Source organism: Mesorhizobium sp. WSM3626 (assembly GCF_000513935.1).
GTDB lineage: Bacteria > Pseudomonadota > Alphaproteobacteria > Rhizobiales > Rhizobiaceae > Mesorhizobium > Mesorhizobium salmacidum.
Genome location: NZ_AZUY01000058.1, coordinates 1 through 23,236, shown reverse-complemented (window position 1 = coordinate 23,236; position 23,236 = coordinate 1). Strand labels below are relative to the sequence as shown.

Below are 23,236 nucleotides of genomic sequence, written 5' to 3'. Positions count from 1 at the left end.
AACGGACGCACATCGCCACCCCAGGCCGCATCCCTTCAATCGCCCGATTTCCGGGCGATTGCAAGGCAATGACACATGGTCCGGGTGATGCTATCGGACGAGGATGTTGCGGAATTGCCACGGGTCGCTGCGGTCGAGGTCTTCCGGGAAAAGGCCCGGGCGTCTGTCGAGCGGCGTCCAGTCGGTATAGTAGCCCTTGACCGGTCCGAGATAGGGCGACTGCACGTCCAGGCAGCGCTTATAGTCCATCTCGTCGGCCTCGACGATGCCGGCGGCCGGATTTTCCAGCGCCCAGACCATGCCGGCCAGAACCGCCGAGGTGACCTGCATGCCGGTGGCGTTCTGATAGGGGGCCAGCTTGCGCGCCTCGGCAAGCGACAGCTGGGAACCGTACCAGTAGGCATTCTTGTCGTGGCCGTAGAGCAAGACGCCGAGTTCGTCGATACCGTCGACCAGTTCGTTCTCGTCGAGCACGTGGTGCACCGGCTGCGGCTTGCCGGCGGCACCGAACATCTCGTCCAGCGACAGCATGGCATCGTTGCAGGGATGATAGGCGTAGTGGCATGTCGGGCGGTATTGAACCTTGCCCTTCTTGGAGTGCACGGTGAAGAAATCGGCGATCGAGATCGCCTCGTTGTGCGTCACCAGCAGGCCATATTGCGGTCCCGGCGTCGGGCACCAGGAGCGCACGCGGGTGTTGGCGCCAGGCTGCTCCAGATAGATCGCGGCCTTGGAGCCGTGCTTGTGCTTCTTGCCGTTCTTGGGCATCCAGGTCTCATGCGTGCCCCAGCCGAGCTCGGCCGGCTGCAATCCCTCGGAGATGAAGCCCTCGACCGACCAAGTGTTCCAGAACACATCCATCGGCTTGGGCTTCTTGGTGCGCTGGGTGTCGCGCTCGGCGATGTGGATGCCCTTGACCCCGGCCTTCTTCATCAGTTTCGCCCAGCCCTCGCGGTCTTCCTGCGCCGGCTCAGAGAACTCCATGCCAAGATCGGTGGCCAGATTGACCAGCGCCTGCTTGACGAACCAGGACACCATGCCGGGATTGGCACCGCAGGTGGAGACGGCGGTGGCGCCGCCGGGCTTGTCGTGCTTTTCCTTGAGCAGCGCCTCGCGCAACGCATAGTTGGTGCGGCTGGCATTGTCGGCCTTGGCATCGAAATAGAAGCCAAGCCAGGGCTCGACGACGGTGTCGATGTAAAGCACGCCGAGCTTGCGGCAGAGTCGCATCAGGTCCACCGAGCCGGTGTCGACCGACAGGTTGACGCAAAAGCCCTGGCCACCGCCGTTGGTCAGCAGCGGCGTCAAAAGCTTCTTGTAATTCTTCTCGGTCACCGCTTCTTGGACGAAGGTGATGCCGCGCTCGTCGAGCAGCTTGCGATCGGTATCGCGCGGATCGATGACCGTCATGCGCGACTTGTCGAACTTGAAATGGCGTTCGATGAGCGGCAGCGTTCCGTGTCCGATCGAACCAAAGCCGATCATCACCACGGGGCCGGTGATCTCACCGTAAACGGGCCAGTTTTCATTCGCCATTTTATCGAGCACTCCTTCAACTGCGTGCAAAAGTCCGGCAACGACGTGCAAAGACCGAGCAACCGCTTGCAAAAACCGGGCATTTTCGCTCAACGGCCATGCGCTACATCACAGATCATTGTCATAAACCAGCGAAAACCGCCAACCCGCGACTACGCGTCCTTCGCCATGTGGTTAAGGACAGCAGTCAGCCGATCGCGATCCGACGTCAGCCCCTTGTAGTCAAGCTGCGTCTGGTCCAGCGCATTGAGCTGGTCGGCGAAGGAGACCGCCAGCGTTGCCCGTTCCGGGTGCCGCGCCAGCACGGCGAGCGGGTCGAGATGAATGCGGATGGTGAACAGGATATCGCGCGAAGCCGGCAGTTTGCGCAGCGTCTGACGTTCGACGCGGATGAAGGCGTGCGCCTTGACGTCACCGTCGGGGAAACGCGTCGGCCGGCTGGTGGCGCGGTCGATGCGCTCAATATTGGACAGCGGATGGTAGAGCGCGTCGCCTGACTGGATCGACCAATTGTAACGCTCGACGGCCTGGCCCTGCAGGCCATCGAACATTCGGTTGATGAGATCGGCCGGCCTTGTGCCCGGGCCGAAGCCCGGCACCGGCTCATGGATCCGCTGCAGCGGCCTGCCGAATTTTTCGGTGAGCGCCCAGGACGAAGGAAAGCACAGCGACCCCGCGGCCAGACGCCAGCCGTCTTCGCCCCGCCGCATGAGGATCAGGTCTTCCTGGACCAGCAGCGAGGCCGCGACCAAGGGAGCGCCGATGAGGCTGGAAGGGATGGCGGGATGGCTCGTCGTGCCCACGACCGCAACGCCCGCATCGCTGCGTCGGTGGGTGTCGGGAAATCTTTCCGGCAGGTAGGCGCCGAGCAAGTCGAGCACCTCTTGCTGGGCAGCGCGCGTGCCGTCCTCCTCGACGAAGACGCGCGCGGGGATTTCGTCATAGAGCCGGCGCTTTTCGGCGAGATAGGGCAGCAGGTGACCGTCGACCTCGATCCAGTTAGCGGGGTCGAGCGGCTTCAGCCCGATGGTGAAGAGTTTCGACGAGCCATCATAGGGCGTGTGGGTAGGTTGCCGGAAACTCATGCCTCTTTGAACGAGCCCAAACCGGCGGCGGTCATCCGCGCCGTGAATTCGGTGATGTCGTAGTCGGCGGCGCCCGCCCGGGCGAAAGGATCGGCTGCCAACCTGGCATCGAGCACTTCGCGGGAGCAGCGTGCAATGATGACGCCGCCGGTCCTCGGCCGCTTGGGCCCGGACGCAACGAAGATGCCTTCGGCGTAGCAGGCTTCCAGCCATTCGATATGGCCTGGCGCCAAGCGGTCGATCTCGGTGAGCGGCACCTTGTAGTTCAGCGACACGACGAACATTGCATTCTCCGGGCTTGGGTCACGCCAGCCTGGCGGGGATCAGCCCGCGCAGCGAATTGCCGACGTACAGCACCTTGGCGGATTTCAGGTCATCCAAGCTGTAGATCGCTTCAGTGGCGCGGCCTTCATCCAGAAGCACCGCGCGCAATACGCCAGGCAGCAGGCCGCAATCGAGCCGGGGCGTCGCCAGGATGCCGTCGCCGAAATCGGCGAAGACATTGGTGATCGTGCCTTCGCAGATTTCGCCGCGCTCATTGGCCAGCAACACCTCATCGGCCTGGGTGATGAGATATTCGGAGCGGGCATGGGTGTAGAGCTGCCGCCGGCTGGTTTTGTGGCGCAGCAGCATGTTGCTCGAAGCGAGCCTCGTCCGTGCCAGCCGCAGCGCCCACACCTTGTCGGCGGCAAGCGGTTCATAGGGCTGCGCCGAGGCGTTGGCCTCGCCATCGCGCGACAGAGCGAGCCGCGTGCGCATGGCGATGGGTGATCGATCGACCGCGCCGCTCAGGGCTTCGCCGACCTTTTGCGGATCATAGCTGAAGCCCAGTTCCGCCGCCGATCCATAAAGACGTGCAAGATGGCGATCGAGGCGCAGGAAACCCGAGGCGGGTTCCCAGCGCATGGTCTCGATCAGCTCGAAATCGGCGGCGTCCCCGTCGCGAAGCGGGCTTTGAGCAGACATTCCTGGTACTCCTCTTCCGCGACCGAATCGAAGACGATGCCGCCGCCGACATTGTAGACGGCCTCGCCGCTGGCAAAGAGCGAGATGGTACGGATCGCCACGGAAAAGCGCATCGTGCCGCCGGGTGCGATCCAGCCGATGGCGCCGCAATAGACGTCGCGGGGCGTGCCTTCCAGATCGTGCAGGATCTCCATGGCGCGGATCTTCGGCGCGCCGGTGATCGAGCCGCAGGGAAACAGCGCCGCGAAGATCTGGCGTATCGAGAGGCCGGGCAGCAGCTGGGCTCTGACGTCGCTCACCATCTGGTGCACGGTCGGGTAGGTCTCGATGCGGAACAGTTCCGGTACCTCCAGCGTGCCGACCTCGCTGATCAGCGATATGTCGTTGCGCAGGAGATCGACGATCATCCGGTTCTCGGCCTGGTTCTTCTCGTCGTTGCGCAGGAATTTCTTCTGCCGCTCGTCCTCGTCCCTTGTCGCGCCGCGCGGTGCGGTACCCTTCATCGGGTGCGTCTCGATCCTCCCCGCCGCATCGATCTCGAAGAACAGTTCGGGCGAGCGCGACAGAACGATGGGATCGCCGAGCGCGACCAGCGCGCCATATTTCACCGGCTGGCGTTCGGTCAGCGCGTCGAAGGCGGCGAGCGGATCGCCGGACCATTGTGCGTGCACCGGAAAGGTGAGGTTGCCCTGGTAGCAATCGCCTTGCCTGATGTGCCGGTGCAGCCGCGAGAACCGCTTCTCGTAGTCCTCGAACGACCACGTCGCCCTTGCATCGAAGATCGGGCCGTTGGTCGGCGTGCTTGGCGGCGGCACCGCCTCTTCATCGGGAGCATCGAAGACCCCGAGGCAGACCAGCGGGGCCCGGCGCCGGCCCGGGAGCAGGGGAACGAGTTTCGGCTCGAGCAGGTAACCGGCCTCGTAGGAGAAATAACCAGCCAGCCATTTGCCGGCGTCGTGCGCGGCCTGCGCTGCTTGCAGTGCGGCCGGGAAATCCTTGGCCTCATGCGCGACGATAACATCGGCCGGCCGCTCGAAAACGAGCTGGCGCGCGCTTTCGTCGTTGCGGAAAATTGCGGAGGGCAGGGACATGGGGACCGGGATCGATGTAGCCGACGATCGCTCTATATGGGGGGCCGGGCGCACGCAATCGAGGGAACGGCACCCTGTCCTTCAAAGCCGACCTTTGCCGCATCGAACCTTGCCATCAAAAAAGAAAGCGGCGGCGCCTTGGCGCCGCCGTGACATCGTCCCTGTATCCATCGCTCAGGTGTTGCTGGCGGTTCCGGCCGTCGGAAACTGCTTGGCGAATTCGGCCTCGTTGCCGGCGGCGAGCAGCTTGGCCTGCTCGATCCAGCGTTCGCGCGCGATGCGGCCGTCGAAGTTCATCACGTCCTCGATCCGCTTGATGTCGGCCGATGTCCAGGCGGCGATCTGGGCGAAGCTGGTAACGCCTTGCGCCTTGAGCAGCTTTTCGTTGACCGGGCCAATGCCGATCAGCCGGCGCAGATTGTCGGGCTTGCCCGACGCCGGCTTGGCTGCTGCTGTTGCGGCCTTCTTTGCGGCGGGCGCTGCCTTGGGCGCGGCCGAGGTCTTCGCCGGAGTTTTGGTCGCTGGAGCCTTGGTCGGCGAAGCCTTGGCCGCCGCTGCCGAAGCGGTTGCGGATTTGGCCGCCGCGGGCTTCGGCGCCGTCTTTGCCGGGGCGGCCTTCGCGGCGGCTGGCTTGGCTGTCGCCGGAGCGGATTTGCCAACGGCAGGCGTCGACATCAGGGCTGCCGGTGGCTGACTTGACGCCTTTGTTCCGCCGGCGCCCGACGAAGCCTGCGCCTCGCGCAGCTGACGCTCGAGATCGGAGCGGGTCTTGCCGCATGCATTGAGTTCGCCGGTCAGTCGGTCGCTGTCGGCGCGCAGCTTGTCGCGCTCGCTGCGGGTGCGATCGACGTCGCCGCGCAAACTGTCGAGTTCACCGCGCAGACGCCCCCAGATGAACCAGCCGACCAACACGCCTACCAGGAACGCCAGGACCACATAGAAAAAAGTGCCCATTGTCTCTCTCCAGTCAGATCCGTCTGCCGTGGGTCAAGACCTTCGGCGCAGGACTACTCGATGATGGTTCGGCGGTTCGCGGAACAGCCGGCTTCGGTTCGAACTGTCGGCGATCGGCTTTGCCTGCCCATGGCCAACGGCCGTCGTCGCGTTCGCCTGAGCGCACGGCCGGCCGGGACTTTCCCTCGCCGATCCGCATGCGCTCCGGCTGAGCTTAAAGGGAAAGCTACCATAGAGCTTGCGGAAAGCTATGGGAAAACGTTCGCGGAGAGTTCTTCAAGAACAAATATTTAGGGCAAGAATAGCGCGGCCCAAACATGCATTCCGGCTAAACTGTTCTTGCCGGGCGAGTGGCGACTCAATCGTCCAGCGTTTCCAGTTCGTCGATCAGGCCGCCGATCACGGCGAGCCCGATCTGCCAGAAAGCGGGGTCGGTGGCATCGAGGCCGAAAGGCGCCAGAAGCTCCGAATGATGCTTGGTGCCGCCGGCACGCAGCATCTCGAAATATTTGTCCTGAAAGCCGCGCTCGGCATTCTGGTAGACCGCATAGAGCGAGTTCACCAGACAGTCGCCGAACGCATAGGCATAGACGTAGAAGGGCGAGTGGATGAAATGAGGGATGTAGGTCCAGAACACCTCGTAACCCTCGCGCAACTTGATCGCCGGTCCCAGGCTCTCGGCTTGCACCTCCAGCCAGAACTGGCCGAGCCTGTCGGATGTCAATTCACCGTTGCGACGCTCGGCATGCACCTTGCGCTCGAATTCATAGAAGGCGATCTGGCGTACCACCGTATTGATCATGTCCTCGACCTTCTGGGCGAGCATGGCCTTGCGCTCGCGCCGGTCGGTGGTCCGCTCGAGCAGCGAGCGGAAGGTCAGCATCTCGCCGAAGACGGATGCCGTCTCCGCCAGCGTCAGCGGCGTCGAGGCCATCAGCGCGCCCTGGCCGGCGGCCAGCACCTGATGCACGCCGTGCCCGAGTTCATGCGCCAGCGTCATCACGTCGCGCGGCTTGCCCATGTAGTTGAGCAGCACATAGGGGTGAGCCGATGGCACGGTCGGGTGGGCAAAGGCGCCGGGAGACTTGCCCGGACGCACCGGCGCGTCGATCCAGTTGCGGTCGAAGAAGGTGCGCGCGATCTCGGCCATCTCGGGCGAGAAGCGGTGATAGGCCGACAGCACGGTGTTCCTGGCCTCGTCCCAGCCGATCACCGCCTGCGGCGTCTCCGGCAAGGGCGCGTTGCGGTCCCAGTGGTTCATCACCTCCATGCCGAGCCAGCGCGCCTTCATGGCGTAGTAGCGGTGCGACAGGCGCGGATAGGCCTCGCGCACCGCGGTGGCGAGCGCATCGACCACGCCGCGCTCGACGCGGTTGGCAAGGTGGCGTGAATCGGCGATGTCCTCGAAACCGCGCCAGCGGTCCGAAATTTCCTTGTCCTTGGCAAGCGTGTTGGTGATCAGCGTGAAGGTGCGCAAATTCTTGCGGAAGGTCGTGGCCAATGCCTCCGAGGCGCGACGGCGAACATCGCCATCGGCGTCCTGCAGCCGGTTGAGGGCCGGCTCCAGCGTCAATTCCTCGCCGTCGACATCGAAGCGAAGATCGGTCATCGTCTCGTCGAACAGGCGGTTCCAGGCGCCGCGCCCGGTGATCGATTTTTCGTGGAAAAGCTGCTCGACGCGGTCCTCGAGCTGATAAGGCTTGTCCATGCGCAGATCGAGCACCCACGGGCGGTAATGCCCGAAGGCGGGGTCGCTGGCCAGCGCGCCTTCGATCGCCGCATCGTCGATCAGGTTCAGCTCGAGCGCGAAGAACAGAAGATGCGCGCTGGCATCGGTCATCTTCTCCTGGATGTCGCCATAGAGCTTGGCGCGCTGCGGATCGGCGGTGTTGCCGGCATAGACGAGGCCGGCATAGGAGACGATGCGGCCGATCAGTTCCTCGAGTGCCTCGTAGGCGGCAAGCGCCTCGCCCAGCCTGCCGGCGCTGCCGCGCCCGGCCTCGGCGGCTAGCGTGCCTTTCCAGCGGGCCTCGAATGCGATGGCGTCGGCGGCCGCTTTGGCAATGTCGCGCTTCAGTTCCGGCGCCTCCATGCCGGCATAAAGATCGGCGAGGTTCCATTCCGGCAGATCGCCAAGTCCGGCCGCCGCACCCTGACCGGACGATGGCGCCGCAATCCGCCGATCAAACATCATGCGCATCGACATACCTTCTTTGAATCAAGTGGCCTGAGTTGAATCAAGTGACCGGAATTACGGAGCCGGACTCAACGGAATGGAGAAGCCGGTCAAATCCTAAGCAATTCGTTCACCGGGTTTTTTGAAACCTTATTTAGAACCCTGTGCCAAGATGATCCATGGGGAATTCGGGCTCGGGCAGACCAAGACAGTCATGACAGGTTCCATACTCATAGTCGATGACGATCCCGTGCAGCGCCGGCTGCTCGAGGCGGCGGTGACGCGGTTCGGCCATACCGCAATCATCGCCGATGGCGGTGCTGCCGGCCTCGAAGTCCTCGACGGGCCTGGCGCCCGCGATGTCTCGGTCGTGATCCTCGACCTTGTCATGCCCGGTCTCGACGGCATCGGCGTGCTGAAGGCGATGCGCGAGCGCGACATCAGCGTGCCGGTCATCGTGCAGACCGCACAGGGCGGCATCGAAACCGTGGTTTCGGCGATGCGCCACGGCGCTTTCGATTTCGTCGTCAAGCCGGCTTCGCCCGACAGGCTGCAGGCCTCGATCTCCAATGCGCTCAAGGTCGAGGCGGTCGAGGGCGAGGTCAAGCGCACATCGCGCAAACGCGGCGGGCTGCTGACCTTCAGGGACATGATCACCCACAGTCCGGCCATGGACAGGGTGATACGCCTCGGCCAGAAAGCGGCGGCCTCCAACATCCCGATCCTGATCGAGGGCGAATCCGGGGTCGGCAAGGAGCTGGTGGCGCGTGCCATCCAGGGCAGCGGCGACCGCCGCTCGAAACCGTTCGTCACCGTCAATTGCGGCGCCATCCCCGACAATCTGGTGGAATCCATCCTGTTCGGCCACGAGAAAGGCTCGTTCACCGGCGCCACCGACAAGCACACCGGTAAATTCGTCGAGGCGCATTCCGGCACGCTGTTCCTCGACGAGATCGGCGACCTGCCGCTCGATGTCCAGGTCAAGCTGCTGCGCGCGGTCCAGGAGGGCGAGGTCGATCCGGTCGGCGGCCGCTCGACCGTCAAGGTCGACATCCGGCTGATTTCGGCGACGCACCGCAACCTCCTGCAGCAGGTCAAGGACGGCAAGTTCCGCGAGGATCTGTTCTACCGGCTCAACGTCTACCCGATCTTCGTGCCGCCGCTGCGCGACCGCCGCGACGACATTCCCCATCTGGTCACGCATTTCATGGAAAAGGTGGCGCCCGCGGACCCGCGCCATCGGCTGAAAGGCATTTCGGCGGCGGCACTCGCAGTGCTGCAGGCCTATGACTGGCCTGGCAACATCCGGCAGCTCGAAAACGCCGTCTTCCGCGCATCGGTGCTGTGCGAAGGCGATGTTTTGACCGCCGATGATTTCCCGCAGATCCGCGCGCAGGTGGAAGGCACTGTCAATCTTGAGGTGGACGACACGTTCGAAACCAGCGGCGCGGCGCCGCCGCTGGCGCCGCGCGACGAGGACGTCGTGCCCGATGAGACCGCTCCGGCAACTGTGCAGCCGGCCGGGGCGCAGCCCCGCTTCGGCACGCTGCGGGCGCTCGACGAGCGCGGCAATGTGCGTGCGCTGGCCGATGTCGAACTCGAAATGATCAAGCTCGCCATCGATCACTACAATGGCCAGATGAGTGAGGTCGCCCGCCGGCTCGGCATCGGCCGCTCGACGCTTTACCGCAAGCTCAAGGAATACGGCATCGACCCGGAAACCGGCCGCGTCGACAGGCTTGCATCCTGAACCGCAAGGCCGGGACCAGCTTCCTTCGTCACTATGTGTGCTGACAGAGTGCCTTCCCGGACTATCGCGGGTCGGAGGCGGCGCTCGATGTGGGTATTGTTCACGCATTGAGGCCAATGGTAACAGATCGTGTTCGGCCAAAGCCGGAATCCTGATCTAAACCAGCGGTTTACCAAGAAACCGCGCGGACAATTTTTGACGGGATATCGCCACGGTGTTACCGCATTTCGGCTTCAATAAGCGATGATTAACCATTAGGATCGATATTCGGATGTGAAAACGACACGTCCGTTTGGGCAAATCCGGGGACAAACGGCAGCCTGCAAGGCCTTTTGATTTGAACAGAATCGAACGACTCACAAACGGGCGGCACTATCATTTGAACGTCTGGCCGAGATGGTTGGCGGCGGTGATTGTCGCATTTGGTTTTGTTGCCGCGGCCGCCACGGGCGCCCAAGCCGAAGTTCGTTCGCTAAAGCTCTACCACCTCCACACGCACGAGAAGGCGGAGATCGTCTACAAGCGCAATGGCCGCTACGTTCCCGAGGGCCTGAGGAAGATCAACATCATCCTGCGCGACTGGCGCCGCAACGAGCCGACCAAGATGGACCCGCGTCTGCTGGATCTGGTCTGGGAGGCTTATCGCGAAAGCGGCGCCACCGACTATATCCAGGTCGTCTGCGGCTACCGCTCGCCCTCGACCAATTCAATGCTGCGCAGCCGCAGCCGCGGTGTCGCCGAGAAGAGCCAGCATATGCTTGGCAAGGCGATGGATTTCTATATTCCCGGCGTGCCGCTGAAGAAGCTGCGCAACATCGGCCTCAAGATGCAGGGCGGTGGCGTCGGTTATTACCCGACCTCCGGTTCGCCGTTCGTCCACATGGATGTCGGCAATGTGCGCCACTGGCCCGGCATCAGCCGCCAGGAACTGGTCAGCCTGTTCCCCAATGGCAAGACGCTGCATGTGCCGAGCGACGGCCGGCCGCTGCCCGGCTATGAACAGGCGCTGGCCTCCTACCAATCGCGCAAGGGTTCCGGCACACCGAATATCGAGATGGCCAGCGCCGGCGGCAGCGGCAAGAAATCCGGCGGGTTCCTCTCTGCCTTGTTCGGCGGCGGTGGCGACGACGAGGCCGACGACAGCGCCGACGTGGAGACCGCTTCGGCCGCACCTGCGCCCAAGGCTAGAAATCTGAAGCCGGCCGCCGCCGCCAAGAGCAGCAACGTGCCTGGCATCGCCATCGTAGCCCCCGAGAATGCCCAACGGGCCGACATTCCGCAGGTTGCCGATGAGCAGGCTCCGGAACCGGAGAAGAACACGCCGGAGACGATTATCGCGGCGCTGCCGGCCAAGGAAATCCCGCTGCCCGATTTCGCGCCGCGGCCGAAGGCCGATGTCGGCGCGCAGCCGCCTGAGAATGTTCCCTTCACCACGGCGGATGCGACGGCCACCACCGAACAGGCAGTGGCGACGGCTCAGGCACCGGCGAACATGCCTTTCGGCAAGTCCGATCCGGCAGCCATCGCGGAAGCCGCGGCCGCCGATCCGGCGCAGGTCGCCCTCAACAACATCCCACTGCCGACATGGCGCCCCGAGCGCTCGCTGCCGGCGGACCTCGCACCGCCGCCCAGCAAGGATGTGCTGATGGCGCTGGCCGAAACGGCTGACCAGGGCAAGACCGCGACGGATGCGTTCTCCGTGCTGCCGACAGCGCGTCCCGAGCCGACCAAGCCGGACGCCGTCAAGGCCGTGCTCGACGAGGCCAATGCCCAGGTCGGCACCGCCGACGAATATCAGGTGGCCTCGTTGGCCGAAGAACCGCGTTCGGCCTTCAACGATCCGTCTGGTGTCGATGCGGCCTCGCCGCGCCAGGCTGTTGCCGCCCGTCCTGCCGGTTCCGATCCGGTCGCCGCGATCGGCGCTGGTGTGAAGACGACCCGCAAGGAAGCCAGGGCCACCGTCCGCGACCAGAAACCCGTCCCCAGGGCCGTGGTGGTTGCCGCTGCTCCGCAGGCCGCCCGCTGGGCGCTGACCAGCGGCGAAAACGTTGCCACCGTTTCGAGCGCGACGACCGCGCCGGGTTACGCCTACAACATCGTGCATACGCCGCCGAGCGAGGTCTATACGACTGGCTTCCAGGCGGGCAACCAGATGGCCGACGCCAACCGTTTCACCGGCAATGCCGTCAAGTTCCTGTCGGTCGCCCGTTTCCAGACGAAGTAGCGAACAGCCCGGAATATTGCTGAAGCCGCGCCGGGCGACCCGCGCGGCTTTTTGCTGTCCAGAGGTGCGATGCAGGTGGTGCCTGATGCCGCAGGATCAGGCGCGGCTTGTCGTCAGACCGACAATCATATGCACATGATGGAGAAGTGCTGCCGCACCAGGGTCGTGACGCACTGGCGGCACCACCCCAAGCAGACGGTCAAGGGTCTGCAACGGATCGCACCCCCCAGCCGGTCAAAGAGGCCCGGTCGACGCCAGTCGGCCGGTTTTTTCGGGCCGCCCGGAAAGGTTATTTCGCGAGTTTGCTGGCGGCGCGTGCGAGCGCTTCGATCTCGTCCCACTTGCCGGCCTTGACCAAGTCGTCGGGCGCCACCCACGAGCCGCCGACGCAAATGACATTGGGCAAAGCGAGATAGTCGGCGGCGTTCTTGCCGGTGATGCCGCCGGTCGGGCAGAATTTGACGTCGGCCAGCGGCGAGGCGAAGGCCTTGAGCGAAGCGATGCCGCCGGACTGCTCGGCGGGGAAGAATTTCAGGAAGCGCAGGCCGGCTTCGCGCGCGGCCATGATCTCGCCGGGCGTGATGGCGCCGGGCAGCAACGGAACCTCGCTGCCGGCGGCGGCAGCCAGAAGCTCGCGGGTGATGCCGGGGCTGACGATAAATCGCGAACCGGCACCGGCTGCCTCGTCGAACTGCTTGCTGTCCAGAATGGTGCCGGCGCCGACGATGGCCCCCTCGACCTCGCCGGCCACGCGACGGATCGCTTCGAGCGCATCCGCGGTCCTGAGCGTGATCTCGATCGCGGGCAAACCGCCGCGCGCCAAAGCACGGGCCAGCGGCACCGCATCGGCTACATTGGCGATCTTCAACACCGGAATGACAGGCTGGCCATTGAGGAGCGACAGGAGTTTCTCGGTCTTGCTGGGCATCTGTCTCTCCTTGTCGAGGGCCGCATCGAGGGGCATTTCAACCGATTAGCAGGCGGGTATTGCCCTGTCCACGAAACCGGTCGCGGCGCGATGTCACGTGTTGCCGCCGAGCTTAAAGGTTCTTTCCCGACAAGGCCATGACGAGCAGCCCACGCGTATGCAGATGCGCTGATTCACGCGTTTGACCAATGCGTTCTCAAAGAAGTTCGAGAACCACGTCACATGGCCGCGATCTACACGGTTTGGTACAACTTTATCAAAATGCACAAGACGCTAAAAATGACGCCGGCAATGGCCGCTGGCATGTCCAAGACGCTCTGGTCTATGGATGATCTTTGCGGGAAGATGGACAAGGTTGCGCCGAAACACGGACCGCGTGGACATTACAAAAAGCGCCCAACAGATGAACGTTCTTTTTCCAATCGTATCTCTAATCGGCCCGATTTACTTTGCTCTCCGAGCATTGCCCCTTGAATTCGTCGTGGCATGGGCCGCTGTGTGGACCGTACTTCGTTTTCTCGCCGTTTGGAACCAGGCCCTTGCTATCCTCAACGAGAGCGATGGCGCGCCGCCCTCATGGTTCGACCGATATCCTTCAGTTATTCTCGTCGGAGCCTTTGTCGTTACGCTAACGATGTTCGAAGCAACGCATGTGGTGGTCTATTTCACGATCTGCAGGTTGATCCAAAATTCACACTGAGACATTTACCCAGCCCGAGCCCGTTTCACCTTGAATCGGCTTCTGCGAGCGTCTAGTTGCTCTGGCGATGACAACTCTGCCCGCGCCATCCCAGCCAGTCCGCGTCGCCGCGCTCTACCGCTTTGCCCGGCTTGACGCTTTCGAGGCATTGCGCGCGCCGCTTGCGGCCTTCTGCTGCGGGCGCGGGATCAAGGGCACGCTGCTCCTGGCGCATGAGGGCATCAACGGCACCGTCGCGGGCAGCGAGGAAGCGATCGCCGCGCTGATCGAATACATCGAAGCGATCGACGGCCTGTCGGGTCTCGAGGTCAAATACAGCGGTGCCGCGGCCATGCCGTTCCACCGCATGAAGGTGCGGCTGAAACGCGAGATCGTCACCATGGGTGTCGAGACCATCGACCCGGCGAAAAGCGCGGGCACCTATGTGGAGCCGGGCGACTGGAATGCGCTGATCTCGCAGCCCGACACGATCGTCATCGATACGCGCAATGGCTATGAGGTCTCGATCGGCACCTTCAAGGGCGCCGTCGATCCGGCGACGGCGAGCTTTCGCGAATTCCCGGCCTGGGTGGAAGCGCACCGGGCGGATCTCGAAGGGCGCAAGGTGGCGATGTTCTGCACAGGCGGCATACGCTGCGAAAAGGCGACCGCTTATGTGAAGTCGCTCGGCTTCGAGGACGTGTTCCACCTCAGGGGCGGTATTCTCAAATATCTCGAGGATGTTCCAGCGGAGCAGAGCCTGTGGCAGGGCGAGTGCTTCGTCTTCGACGAACGGGTTTCGGTGTCGCACGGCCTCGCGGAGGGCGACGCGGAACTCTGCCGCGCATGCCGCCATCCGCTGACGGAGAGCGAGCTGGTGTCGCCGAAATATGCCGCCGGGGTTTCGTGCCCGCACTGCTTCGATGCCCGCTCGGATGAGGACCGCAAGCGCTACGCAGAGCGCCAGCGCCAGGTCGAGCTTGCGCAAGCCCGGGGCAGGGGACCGCATATCGGATCCTGATCGAGGCGCCGGGGCCGGGCAAACCGGGTCGCCTGTCATTGCAATATCAAGCTTCGGGACCTACGTCTTCGGCGTCGAAACCTGCCCGTTCGGCCGGGCAAATCCTGGAGGCATTGATGTTCGATCCCAAGAAGCTTCTCGACGATCTGCTCGGCTCGCAAGTTCCCGGGACCAGCGGCACGGTCCGCGACAAGGCCGGGCAAGCGGTGCAGATGGCCAAGGACAATCCGCTGGCCGCCGGTGCGCTGGCTGCCGTGCTGCTTGGGACCGGCGCCGGCCGGCAGGTGACGGGTGCCGCGGTGAAGCTCGGCGGCTTGGCCGCCATCGGTGGTCTCGCCTACAAGGCCTATCAGAACTACAAGGCCGGCAACGCACCGGAACAGGCGCCCGCCGCCGGCGAGCCGGAATTGCTGCCGCCACCCAAGGACACCGCCTTCCACCCCTCGCAGGCGCCGCAAGGCGAGGATGAGTTCACGCTGACCCTGGTCCGGGCGATGATCTCGGCGGCCAAGGCCGACGGCCATGTCGACGACGAGGAACGCCAGAAGATCGCCGGCAAGCTCAACCTCGCCGGGATCGGCACCGATGCGGAAAAATTCCTGATGGCGGAGCTGGAGAGCCCGCTCGACCTCGACACGCTGGTGGCCGGCGCCAGGACCGACGCGCAGAAGCTCGAGCTCTATACGGCGTCGCGCCTCACCATCGACCCCGACACGCGCGCCGAGCGCGGTTACCTCGACCTGCTTGCCGGGCGGCTTGGCCTGCCGGATGCGCTGATCGACCATGTCGAGGCGACGGTTTCGGCGGCGAAAGTGCCCGCCGCCAAGGGTACGTCACCCAATCCGCGCTGGTAGCCCGGATTGGCAAGAGGCCCTGGAGGCGTTTACCTTTCGTTAACTCAGGAAGCGCATCATTCTACACAGTCGGATCGGCTTTTCCTCCTCCCAAGCCCGGTTCAGATCAGGGCGGTCGCCAATGACCGCCCTTTTTGTCGGCGCTCGCCGGCTTCCCTCCAAAGAAACGGGTTTCACTTTTCGAGGGCATGTCCCGGTGGCCGCGCTTGCCATCGCCGCCATCATTTGCGATGCCTTCTCCACCCGAACCAAACTTGTAGATCAGGCGAGCACGCACAGCGCTGCCGGAGGACAACTGCCATGACCGAGCAAAAAACCGCCATCGTCACCGGCGCCGGCACCGGGATCGGCAAGAGCGTCGCCACGGCATTGCTCCAGGCGGGCTGGAACACGGTGTTCTGCGGGCGCCGCAAGCCGGTGCTGGATGCCGCGATCGCCGAGATCGGCCCGACCGAGGCCAGGGCTTTGGCGGTTTCCTGCGACATCAGCAAGGCCGGCGAGGTCGACGATCTGTTCGAGACGGTGGCGGAGGCTTTCGGCCGCGTCGACCTGCTCTTCAACAATGCCGGCATGGGCTACAAGTCGACGCCCATCGACGAGATACCGGTCGAGGTGTGGAACGATATCGTCGGCGTCAATCTCACCGGCTCGTTCCTGTGCGCGCGCGCCGCCTTCGGCGCCATGCGCAAGCAGAAGCCGATGGGCGGCCGTATCATCAACAACGGTTCGGTGTCGGCTTATGCGCCCCGTCCGGGCTCCGTCCCCTATACGGCGACCAAGCACGCCATTAGGGGGTTGACCAAGACGCTGGCGCTGGATGGCCGCCCCTTTGACATCGCCTGCGGCCAGATCGACATCGGCAATGCGCTGACCGACATGGCGCAGCCGATGACCGTCGGCGTGCCGCAGGCCAATGGCTCGATCGCCGCCGAAGCGGTGATGGATGTCCAGCGCGTCGCCGATGCGGTCGTGCACATGGCCAGCCTACCGCTCGACGCCAACGTGCTGTTCATGACGGTGATGGCGACCAAGATGCCATTCGTCGGGCGCGGGTGAGCCGCCGGCAGGGCTTTCGCCGCCGGTTCATTTGCCAGCCAGCGGCACGCCGGGCTTGAAAAGCAAAATGGGCCTGATCTCGTAAACGGCGGTAGGATTGACGCGGCGAAGGTCGCGGGCGATCGCGATGGCGTCCTCTCTCGTGGCGCAGTCGACGACATAGAGGCCGAGCAACTGTTCCTTGGTTTCGGCGAAGGGGCCGTCGACAATCATGCCGTCGCCTGGGCCGCGCAGGGTGCAGGCATCCTGTGTTGCCCCCAGACGCGCGGACGGTCCAAGCGTGCCTTCCTCGTGAAGCCGGGTGTTTATCTTCAGCAACTCGGCCATCAGCGCCGTATCTTCCTGCGGCGTCATCGCCTTGATCGCGTCTTCCACGTGATAGGCGAGGATTGCATAGAACATCCGAGATTCCCTCATTTGGTCCCTGATGCAGGGAAGTCGTAGCCGTTTTCGGCCTGCCCGCCCAGCCTTGGCCAAGCGCCTCCGGACGGCTCATGACACCGTCATGGAAGGCGGCGGCACCCTATCTGGGCTCGCGCGGCGGACGCTGAGCCTCACTTCGCCAGAAACGCTCCAATCCGTTCCAGGGCGCGCAGGATGTTCTCTTCGGAATTGGCGTAGGAGAGCCTGATATAGCCTTCGCCGAGAATGCCGAAATCGGGGCCGCCGATCAGCGCCACACCGGCCTCGTCGAGCAGCGCCGAGGCGAGCTTCTTGGCCTTCCAACCGGTTTTCGAGACATTTGGGAAGGCATAGAATGCGCCCTTGGGCGTGATGCAGGAGACGTTTGGCAGGGCGTTCAGGCCGTCGACCACGATCTTCCGGCGGTTGTCGAAGGCGCGCATCATCTTGTCGACATCGTCCTGCGGGCCGTCGATCGCGGCGATGCCGGCGAACTGGCTCGGCGCGTTGACGCAGGACCAGCAATTGACCGCCAGCTTGCGCACCTTATCGTAGAGATGGCCGCCCTTGTCGCCGTTCGGCCAGATCGACCAGCCCATGCGCCAGCCGGTCATCGCCCAGGTCTTCGACCAGCCGTTGAGCACGATCAGCCGGTCGCGGATCTCGGGAAAGCCGAGCAGCGAGCAATGCGTCTCGCCGTCATAGGTCATGACATCGTAGATCTCGTCGGAGAGGATGGCGACATCTGGGTGCTTCTCCAGCCCCTTGACTAGTTTTTCAATCTCGGCCCGGGGCGTGACGCCACCGGTCGGGTTGGCCGGCGAGTTGAGGATCAGGAGCCTGGTCTTCGGCGTAATCAGCGCCAGTGTCTCTTGCGCCGAGAAGGCGAAGCCGTTTTCCTCGCGCATCGGCACGGGAACGGGGGTCGCACCGGTGAATTCGATCATCGAGCGGTAGATGGGAAAGCCGGGGTCGGGATAGAGGATCTCGGCGCCCGGTTCGCCGAACATCAGGATGGCGGCGAACATGGTCGGCTTGCCGCCGGGCATGATCATCACCGCCTCAGGCGAGATTTCGACGCCGGTGGTGGTCAGCGTGCGGCGCACCACCGCCTCGCGCGTCGCCAAAAGGCCGTTGGCCGGCGTGTAGCCATGGTGGCCGTCACGCAACGCCTTGATCGCCGTCTCGACGATGTGCTGCGGCGTCTTGAAGTCTGGCTGGCCGATGCCGAGGTTGACGATGTCGCGGCCCTGTTGGGCAAGTGCCGTTGCTCGCGCCAGCACCGCGAACGCATTTTCCTCGCCGAGACGGTCGAAGGCCGAAATCGTGTGGAGCATTTTTCCCGTCCCTGTGGTTCTTACTGTGCGGCAGCGTTTTTGTGAGCGTCCGCTCGCAAAAGTCAAACGGATTGGAGCTTTCGGTGTCGGAAAATCTCAAAGACTGGCAACCGCGTCCGCGGCCCGAGCGCAAGGTGCTGGAGGGCCGCTATGTCAGGCTCGAGCCGCTGAGTGCCGCGAAGCACGGCGACGGCCTCTATGAAGCGTCTTCCGTAGCCGATGTCGACGGCCGCTTCGCCTGGCTGCCCGATTATCCGCCGGAAACCCGCGCCGCCTTCCAGCCCTGGCTGGACAAGGTGGAGGCCAGCGAGGATCCACTGTTCTTCGCGGTCATCGACAAGGCGAGCGGCAGGATCGCGGGACGCCAGACGTTGATGCGCATCGATCCGGCCTATGGCGTCATCGAGATCGGCAACATCTACTGGGGACCGCTCATCTCGCGCAAGCCGGCGGCGACGGAAGCGCAGTTCCTGTTCATGAAATACATCTTCGACGAACTCGGCTATCGCCGCTACGAATGGAAGTGCAACAACCGCAACGAGCCGTCGAAGCGCGCGGCGGAACGGTTCGGCTTCAAATTCGAGGGCATTTTCCGCCAGCATCTCATCGTCAAGGGTGAAAACCGCGACACCGCGTGGTATTCGATCATCGACAAGGAATGGCCAGCTCTGTGCAAGGCTTATGAAGCCTGGCTCGATCCAGCCAACTTCGACGCCGATGGCCAGCAGAAGCGCCGCCTGGAGGATTTTCGCGCGGAATTCGGCGCTTAACGGGAGTTTGTCATTTGGCCCATACCCACGACCACGGCGGGCACGACCACGGCGGGCACGATCACGGCGCTGGCCATGTGCATGGCTCGAGCGACAAGAAGCGCGTGCTGATCGCGGCTTGCCTTACCGCCGGCTTCATGGTCGCCGAGGCGCTCGGCGGCCTGTTTACGGGGTCGCTGGCGCTGCTGGCCGATGCCGGCCACATGCTCGCCGACGCCATTGCGCTCGGCCTGGCCTGGTATGCCTTCCATCTGGCAGGCCGGCCGGCGACCGGCCAGCTCACCTACGGCTTCGGCCGGGTCAAGACGCTGGTGGCTTACACCAACGGCATCGCCATCTTCGTCATCGCGCTGTGGATCGTCTACGAGGCATGGAATCGCCTGCTGACACCTGCACCGGTGCTGGGCGGTCCGATGCTGGTGGTGGCGATCCTCGGCCTGCTGGTCAATATAGGCTCCTTCCTGGTGCTGCATGGCGGCGATCGAGACAACCTCAACATGCGCGGCGCCATCCTGCATGTGCTTGGCGATCTGCTCGGCTCTGCCGCCGCGATCGTGGCGGCACTGGTCATCCTGGCGACCGGCTGGACGCCGATCGACCCGATCCTGTCCGTGCTGGTCTCGCTGCTGATCCTGTCCACCGCCTGGTCGCTGATGCGCGCCGCCGCCCACGTCCTGCTCGAAGGCGTGCCGCCAAGCCTCGACCGCGACCTGATCGCCGGGGATATCCAGACAACCGTCCGGGGCGTGCGCGAAGTGCACCATATGCATATCTGGTCGATCGACGGCACGAGCAGCATGGCGACCCTGCACGCTTGCCTTGACGAGGGCGTCGACGCGCATCAGGCGGTCAGCGCCATCAAGAAGCGGCTTGCCAGCGAGCACGGCATCAGCCATGCCACCGTGGAACCGGAATTCGGCCACTGCGCCGACGATGGCGACGGCCACGACCATAAGCACGGGCACGATGCGGCTCCGCATCACGGCCACTGTCACTAGGCCCGATCGATGATCATTGATCGGACCTGCCTCAGGAGTTCTCCAGCTTTGAAACTCAGCCCGATGAACGATCGCCGCTCCGGTCCGGCATGATGGACCGCGACACGCGCAATGCGGCCATCGCGGCGGTCTGGATCATGCTTCTGTTCGGCATTGCCGCATTCTACCTGCCGACCGTGATGTTGGCACTCGGCAACTATTCGACCGTGCTGGCGGGTATCTTCGGCACCGCCTTCGTGCTGGCGTTCTTCTTGGTGTTCTGGCTGCGCGCGCGCAGCCAGCGCAAAAATCGGGACAAGTAAGGGATATCGGACATGCGCATTCTGATCACTGGCGCGGCGGGCATGGTCGGCCGCAAACTCATCGCCCGGCTGGCCAAGGACGGCACACTGCGCGGCAAGAAGATCACCGCGCTCGATCTGCATGACATCGTGCCGGCGCAGGCGCCAGCCATGGACGGCGTCAGCGTCGCACCGCACACGGGTGACCTTGCCGAAGCAGGCGCCGCGGAAAGCCTGGTTGCGTCGCGGCCGGACGTCGTCTTCCACCTCGCCGGCATCGTGTCGGGTGAGGCGGAAGCGAATTTCGAACTCGGCTACCGCGTCAACCTCGACGGCACGCGCGCGCTGTTCGACGCCATCCGCCTGGCGGGGTTCGCGCCGCGCGTCGTCTTCACCTCGTCGATCGCGGTGTTCGGCGCGCCGTTCCCGGATGTCATTCCGGACGAATTCCACCCGACGCCGCTGACCTCCTACGGCACGCAGAAGCAGATGAGCGAAGCGCTGCTCGCCGATTATTCAAGGCGCGGCTTTTTCGATGGCATCGGCATCCGGCTGCCGACGATCTGCGTGCGGCCGGGCAAGCCGAATAAGGCGGCCTCCGGCTTCTTCTCCGGCATTATCCGCGAACCGCTGAGCGGGCAGGAGGCGATCCTGCCGGTGCCGCGCTCGGTGCTGCACACCCATGCCAGCCCGCGTTCTGCGGTGAATTTCCTGATCCACGCGGCTGGCATCGACGGTGCCGCCGTCGGGCCGCGCCGCAACCTGACGATGCCGGGCGTCGCCGTCACCGTCGGCGAGCAGATCGAGGCGCTGGAACGCATCGCCGGATCGAAGGCGGCAAGCCTGATCCGCGAGGTGCCCGACGAGACGATCTGGGCGATCGTCAAGGGCTGGCCGACCCGGTTCGAGGCACGGCGGTCAAGGGAGCTTGGCTTCAGCGCCGAGAAAAGTTTTGATGAGATCATCCGCGTTCATATCGAGGATGAGCTGGGCGGCAAGATCGCCGGTTAGGCGTTGCGGCGCCTATCCCGTTCCAATGGGTTGGATGGGTCTAGACGCCGCCCGTCAGGCTCGCTGACAGCAACAGCAGTCCAAACAGGAACACGAAGGCCGCGCCACCGATCTCGACGATCGAGTGGATGCGGTTGCCCATGCGGCCGTCGCCGGCGAAATACACCGCCCAGTTCTTGGCTGTCACGGCCAGCGTCGCCAGCGCCGAGACGGTGATGGCGGTTCCAATCGACATCGCCAGCACCGACAGCAGGCCGCCGAGCCAGAGCCCGTTGAGAAGCGCGAAGCTCAGGACGATCAGCGCGCCGGAGCAGGGGCGGATGCCGACCGCAGCCACCGCCGACCATGCCGTGCGCCAATCGAAGCGGTCGCCCGACAGCAGCGCCGGATCGGGTGCATGCGAGTGGCCGCAGGTTTCGCAGACCTCGCCGCTGGCGTGGTCGCGATGCGCATGATCGTGCGCGCCATGGTCGTGCCCGCCATGGGCGTGATGGTGGTCGTGCGCGCCGTGGTCGTCGTGGTGATCGTGCGAATGGCCATGCGCATGGTCATGGTCGTCATGCGCGTGAAGTGCATGGGAATGTGCGTGCGCAGCATGGTCGTGGGCGCCATGCGAATGGCCGCCGGCATGAGAATGGCCCGCGTGGGAATGACCTGCGTGAGCCGCGGACAGGCTGTAGGCCGGCCCCTTGCCAAACAGGCGCAGGACGGCTGGACCGAGCTTGCGCCACAAAAGCCAGGCGCCAAAGAGGGTGACCAGGGCAAAGCTCATGATCTCCATGAACCAGGCCGCATCGGTCATCGAGATGGTGGTGCCGCGCAGGACGAAATAGGCCAGCAGCATCACCAGGATCGCCGTCAGGCCCTGCAACAGAGCCGAGACGAAGGACAACAGGATGCCGCGCTTCAGCGCCACTTCGTTTGCCACCATGTAGGAGGAGATCACCGCCTTGCCGTGGCCGGGGCCGGCGGCGTNGAAAATGCCATAGGCGAAGGACAGGCCGATGAGCACCCAGAGCTTGCTGTTGTCCTGGCGCATCGCCTTCATGGCTGTCGCCAGCGCGCGATAGAATTCCTGCTGCCTGAGATTGATCCACATCAGGATATGGGCGAACGGACCGGTGGTCGGTGCCATGCCGTCATTGACGCCGATGCCGAGCGAACTCTGGGCGTGCGCGGCATTGGCGAAATGCATCACGGCAAAGGTGAGGGCCATCAGGCCGAATGCCAAACGCAGGGACGGTTTCGAACAGTTCCCGATCAGGTTCACCGGATCTATCCTTCTGGCTGGCAGGTCAGTTCGAGCTTGGTGGCAAAGATCTTGCTCATATCGGTGCCTGTCGGATCGTTGAAGAAAGCATCCGTCAGGGTCTTCTGGTTTTCCTTGATCGCCTCGTCAGGGTCCGGCCGGATAACCTTGCTCGTGCAATTCGACGGCAAGCCTTCAACCGTGATGTTGGAATCCTCGGTGAAGTCGATCGCCGTGTAGAAGGTCGGATCGTAGACACCGATGTCGACCGTGCCGGTCAGCTTGATCGGCACCTTGGGTTCGGACTCGAACAGGATGATCAACTGGTCGTTGTCGAAATTGGCCATCAGATGCGGCGGCGGCACCATCGTTAGGTCCTTGCCGTTCTGCGTGACGAGCTGGAAATAATTGAACTCGGCCAGCGAGGCATGAACGGTATCGGCGACCTCCTTCAGCTCCTTGTCGTCAAGCTTCAGGTCGGAGTTCTTGTCGAACTCCATCATCACCGTACTCGAAAACAGGTCGTCGAAGCGCCACAGATGGCGCAACGCTTTCACACTTTGGTGATCCGCGGACAGGATCACGTCGAGGCGTGCCTCGGCGAAGACGTGCGGATGCACCTGGGCGGGTCCTGTCGCGGCAAGGGTCGCCGCCAAGGCCGAAGCCAGCATGATTGCGTGCCGTTTCAAATGCATTCGCGGTCGCGATTCCCTTGGCGTTCGGAGAGAGTTGTCGAAGGTTACCAGAAAGGGGGCGAAATTGGGACCGCCAGTGCGTGTCGCCCAAAAGTGCGAAGCGGTTTTGGGACTACGACACGCACACAACAAAGGCGTGTCGCCCAAAAGTGCGAAGCGGTTTTGGGACTACG

The 23,236-nt window shown here is 63.9% G+C and carries 23 protein-coding genes; 11 read left to right on the top strand and 12 right to left on the bottom strand.

Translation table 11 applies throughout. The features are described 5' to 3' along the window. Window positions 1–90 precede the first annotated feature (90 nt). The 7 genes from M653_RS0127740 to M653_RS0127710 form a co-directional block, all read right to left on the bottom strand. Window positions 91–1,536: a homospermidine synthase gene (locus M653_RS0127740; RefSeq protein ID WP_027146249.1), complete on the bottom strand. Its 1,446-nt coding sequence runs from the start codon at window positions 1,534–1,536 to the stop codon at window positions 91–93. 152 nt (window positions 1,537–1,688) lie between these two features. Then, window positions 1,689–2,621, bottom strand: a complete 933-nt coding sequence (locus M653_RS0127735; RefSeq protein WP_027146248.1) for a DUF3445 domain-containing protein — start codon at window positions 2,619–2,621, stop codon at window positions 1,689–1,691. Then, window positions 2,618–2,905 carry a YciI family protein gene (locus M653_RS0127730; protein WP_027146247.1) on the bottom strand — a complete coding sequence of 96 codons (288 nt, stop codon included), beginning with the start codon at window positions 2,903–2,905 and terminating at the stop codon, window positions 2,618–2,620. Before M653_RS0127730 ends, M653_RS0127735 begins: the two co-directional genes overlap by 4 nt. Window positions 2,906–2,924: 19 nt before the next feature. Next, window positions 2,925–3,587 carry an aminotransferase class IV family protein gene (locus M653_RS0127725; protein WP_027146246.1) on the bottom strand — a complete coding sequence of 221 codons (663 nt, stop codon included), beginning with the start codon at window positions 3,585–3,587 and terminating at the stop codon, window positions 2,925–2,927. Next, window positions 3,536–4,678, bottom strand: a complete 1,143-nt coding sequence (locus M653_RS0127720; protein ID WP_027146245.1) for an aminodeoxychorismate synthase component I — start codon at window positions 4,676–4,678, stop codon at window positions 3,536–3,538. The genes M653_RS0127725 and M653_RS0127720 overlap by 52 nt, the downstream gene beginning before the upstream one ends. A 174-nt stretch (window positions 4,679–4,852) precedes the next feature. Further along, a complete protein-coding gene (locus M653_RS0127715) occupies window positions 4,853–5,632 on the bottom strand; it encodes an NADH dehydrogenase (RefSeq protein WP_027146244.1) in 780 nt (259 codons plus the stop codon). Between the two features lie 358 nt (window positions 5,633–5,990). Further along, a complete protein-coding gene (locus tag M653_RS0127710) occupies window positions 5,991–7,832 on the bottom strand; it encodes a M3 family oligoendopeptidase (protein ID WP_027146243.1) in 1,842 nt (613 codons plus the stop codon). Between the two features lie 190 nt (window positions 7,833–8,022). Between M653_RS0127710 and M653_RS0127705 the strand changes: the two genes are divergently transcribed. Continuing rightward, window positions 8,023–9,558 carry a sigma-54 dependent transcriptional regulator gene (locus M653_RS0127705; RefSeq protein ID WP_027146242.1) on the top strand — a complete coding sequence of 512 codons (1,536 nt, stop codon included), beginning with the start codon at window positions 8,023–8,025 and terminating at the stop codon, window positions 9,556–9,558. Window positions 9,559–9,967: 409 nt separating this feature from the next. Next, window positions 9,968–11,782, top strand: coding sequence for a DUF882 domain-containing protein (locus tag M653_RS0127700; RefSeq protein WP_245262382.1), 1,815 nt, complete (start codon window positions 9,968–9,970; stop codon window positions 11,780–11,782). Between the two features lie 289 nt (window positions 11,783–12,071). Here the strand turns inward: M653_RS0127700 and M653_RS0127695 are convergent, their stop codons facing one another. Beyond that, window positions 12,072–12,710 (bottom strand): 2-dehydro-3-deoxy-phosphogluconate aldolase, encoded by a 639-nt coding sequence (locus M653_RS0127695; protein WP_027146240.1) that lies wholly within the window; start codon window positions 12,708–12,710, stop codon window positions 12,072–12,074. 222 nt (window positions 12,711–12,932) lie between these two features. Here M653_RS0127695 and M653_RS1000000137435 point away from each other — a divergent pair, with 222 nt between their 5' ends. The 5 genes from M653_RS1000000137435 (at window position 12,933) to M653_RS0127670 (ending at window position 16,320) form a co-directional block, all read left to right on the top strand. Further along, window positions 12,933–13,184 carry a hypothetical protein gene (locus tag M653_RS1000000137435; RefSeq protein ID WP_198028848.1) on the top strand — a complete coding sequence of 84 codons (252 nt, stop codon included), beginning with the start codon at window positions 12,933–12,935 and terminating at the stop codon, window positions 13,182–13,184. 293 nt (window positions 13,185–13,477) lie between these two features. Further along, the gene (locus M653_RS0127685; protein WP_027146238.1) at window positions 13,478–14,410 is read left to right on the top strand and encodes a rhodanese-related sulfurtransferase; all 933 of its coding nucleotides are present in this window, start codon (window positions 13,478–13,480) and stop codon (window positions 14,408–14,410) included. Window positions 14,411–14,526: 116 nt separating this feature from the next. After that, on the top strand, window positions 14,527–15,264 hold the full coding sequence (locus M653_RS0127680; RefSeq protein ID WP_027146237.1) for a tellurite resistance TerB family protein: 738 nt from the start codon (window positions 14,527–14,529) through the stop codon (window positions 15,262–15,264). A 121-nt stretch (window positions 15,265–15,385) separates the two neighbouring features. Beyond that, window positions 15,386–15,568: a hypothetical protein gene (locus M653_RS1000000137055; protein WP_156938300.1), complete on the top strand. Its 183-nt coding sequence runs from the start codon at window positions 15,386–15,388 to the stop codon at window positions 15,566–15,568. After that, entirely contained in the window at window positions 15,565–16,320 is a 756-nt protein-coding gene (locus tag M653_RS0127670; protein ID WP_027146235.1) for an SDR family oxidoreductase, read from the top strand. Before M653_RS1000000137055 ends, M653_RS0127670 begins: the two co-directional genes overlap by 4 nt. Window positions 16,321–16,347: 27 nt before the next feature. Here M653_RS0127670 and M653_RS0127665 read toward each other — a convergent pair whose 3' ends face one another. Both M653_RS0127665 and M653_RS0127660 read right to left on the bottom strand, forming a co-directional pair. Further along, entirely contained in the window at window positions 16,348–16,722 is a 375-nt protein-coding gene (locus M653_RS0127665; RefSeq protein ID WP_027146234.1) for a YciI family protein, read from the bottom strand. A 152-nt stretch (window positions 16,723–16,874) separates the two neighbouring features. Continuing rightward, on the bottom strand, window positions 16,875–18,059 hold the full coding sequence (locus tag M653_RS0127660; RefSeq protein ID WP_027146233.1) for a pyridoxal phosphate-dependent aminotransferase: 1,185 nt from the start codon (window positions 18,057–18,059) through the stop codon (window positions 16,875–16,877). Window positions 18,060–18,142: 83 nt separating this feature from the next. Between M653_RS0127660 and M653_RS0127655 the strand changes: the two genes are divergently transcribed. From M653_RS0127655 to denD, 4 genes are all read left to right on the top strand, one after another. Then, complete coding sequence (locus M653_RS0127655; protein ID WP_027146232.1) at window positions 18,143–18,829, top strand: GNAT family protein; 687 nt, start codon at window positions 18,143–18,145, stop codon at window positions 18,827–18,829. Window positions 18,830–18,843: 14 nt separating this feature from the next. Next, entirely contained in the window at window positions 18,844–19,827 is a 984-nt protein-coding gene (locus tag M653_RS0127650) for a cation diffusion facilitator family transporter (RefSeq protein WP_027146231.1), read from the top strand. Between the two features lie 89 nt (window positions 19,828–19,916). After that, on the top strand, window positions 19,917–20,129 hold the full coding sequence (locus M653_RS0127645) for a hypothetical protein (RefSeq protein ID WP_027146230.1): 213 nt from the start codon (window positions 19,917–19,919) through the stop codon (window positions 20,127–20,129). Between the two features lie 12 nt (window positions 20,130–20,141). Beyond that, window positions 20,142–21,119, top strand: a complete 978-nt coding sequence (denD, locus tag M653_RS0127640; protein WP_027146229.1) for a D-erythronate dehydrogenase — start codon at window positions 20,142–20,144, stop codon at window positions 21,117–21,119. 40 nt (window positions 21,120–21,159) lie between these two features. On the opposite strand, the gene M653_RS0127635 is transcribed toward denD, so the two are convergent. After that, window positions 21,160–22,380, bottom strand: a complete 1,221-nt coding sequence (locus M653_RS0127635; RefSeq protein WP_156938301.1) for a nickel/cobalt transporter — start codon at window positions 22,378–22,380, stop codon at window positions 21,160–21,162. Between the two features lie 14 nt (window positions 22,381–22,394). Next, window positions 22,395–23,063 carry a DUF1007 family protein gene (locus M653_RS0127630; protein ID WP_027146227.1) on the bottom strand — a complete coding sequence of 223 codons (669 nt, stop codon included), beginning with the start codon at window positions 23,061–23,063 and terminating at the stop codon, window positions 22,395–22,397. Window positions 23,064–23,236: the final 173 nt, after the last annotated feature.

What these genes read in the sequence shown, in the direction of transcription:
- M653_RS0127740 (WP_027146249.1), bottom strand. Translation starts at nt 1,536, where the DNA reads ATGGCGAATGAAAACTGGCCCGTTTACGGTGAGATCACCGGCCCCGTG.
- M653_RS0127735 (WP_027146248.1), bottom strand. Translation starts at nt 2,621, where the DNA reads ATGAGTTTCCGGCAACCTACCCACACGCCCTATGATGGCTCGTCGAAA.
- M653_RS0127730 (WP_027146247.1), bottom strand. Translation starts at nt 2,905, where the DNA reads ATGTTCGTCGTGTCGCTGAACTACAAGGTGCCGCTCACCGAGATCGAC.
- M653_RS0127725 (WP_027146246.1), bottom strand. Translation starts at nt 3,587, where the DNA reads ATGTCTGCTCAAAGCCCGCTTCGCGACGGGGACGCCGCCGATTTCGAG.
- M653_RS0127720 (WP_027146245.1), bottom strand. Translation starts at nt 4,678, where the DNA reads ATGTCCCTGCCCTCCGCAATTTTCCGCAACGACGAAAGCGCGCGCCAG.
- M653_RS0127715 (WP_027146244.1), bottom strand. Translation starts at nt 5,632, where the DNA reads ATGGGCACTTTTTTCTATGTGGTCCTGGCGTTCCTGGTAGGCGTGTTG.
- M653_RS0127710 (WP_027146243.1), bottom strand. Translation starts at nt 7,832, where the DNA reads ATGCGCATGATGTTTGATCGGCGGATTGCGGCGCCATCGTCCGGTCAG.
- M653_RS0127705 (WP_027146242.1), top strand. Translation starts at nt 8,023, where the DNA reads ATGACAGGTTCCATACTCATAGTCGATGACGATCCCGTGCAGCGCCGG.
- M653_RS0127695 (WP_027146240.1), bottom strand. Translation starts at nt 12,710, where the DNA reads ATGCCCAGCAAGACCGAGAAACTCCTGTCGCTCCTCAATGGCCAGCCT.
- M653_RS1000000137435 (WP_198028848.1), top strand. Translation starts at nt 12,933, where the DNA reads ATGGCCGCGATCTACACGGTTTGGTACAACTTTATCAAAATGCACAAG.
- M653_RS0127685 (WP_027146238.1), top strand. Translation starts at nt 13,478, where the DNA reads ATGACAACTCTGCCCGCGCCATCCCAGCCAGTCCGCGTCGCCGCGCTC.
- M653_RS0127680 (WP_027146237.1), top strand. Translation starts at nt 14,527, where the DNA reads ATGTTCGATCCCAAGAAGCTTCTCGACGATCTGCTCGGCTCGCAAGTT.
- M653_RS1000000137055 (WP_156938300.1), top strand. Translation starts at nt 15,386, where the DNA reads ATGACCGCCCTTTTTGTCGGCGCTCGCCGGCTTCCCTCCAAAGAAACG.
- M653_RS0127670 (WP_027146235.1), top strand. Translation starts at nt 15,565, where the DNA reads ATGACCGAGCAAAAAACCGCCATCGTCACCGGCGCCGGCACCGGGATC.
- M653_RS0127665 (WP_027146234.1), bottom strand. Translation starts at nt 16,722, where the DNA reads ATGTTCTATGCAATCCTCGCCTATCACGTGGAAGACGCGATCAAGGCG.
- M653_RS0127660 (WP_027146233.1), bottom strand. Translation starts at nt 18,059, where the DNA reads ATGCTCCACACGATTTCGGCCTTCGACCGTCTCGGCGAGGAAAATGCG.
- M653_RS0127645 (WP_027146230.1), top strand. Translation starts at nt 19,917, where the DNA reads ATGATGGACCGCGACACGCGCAATGCGGCCATCGCGGCGGTCTGGATC.
- denD (WP_027146229.1), top strand. Translation starts at nt 20,142, where the DNA reads ATGCGCATTCTGATCACTGGCGCGGCGGGCATGGTCGGCCGCAAACTC.
- M653_RS0127630 (WP_027146227.1), bottom strand. Translation starts at nt 23,063, where the DNA reads ATGCATTTGAAACGGCACGCAATCATGCTGGCTTCGGCCTTGGCGGCG.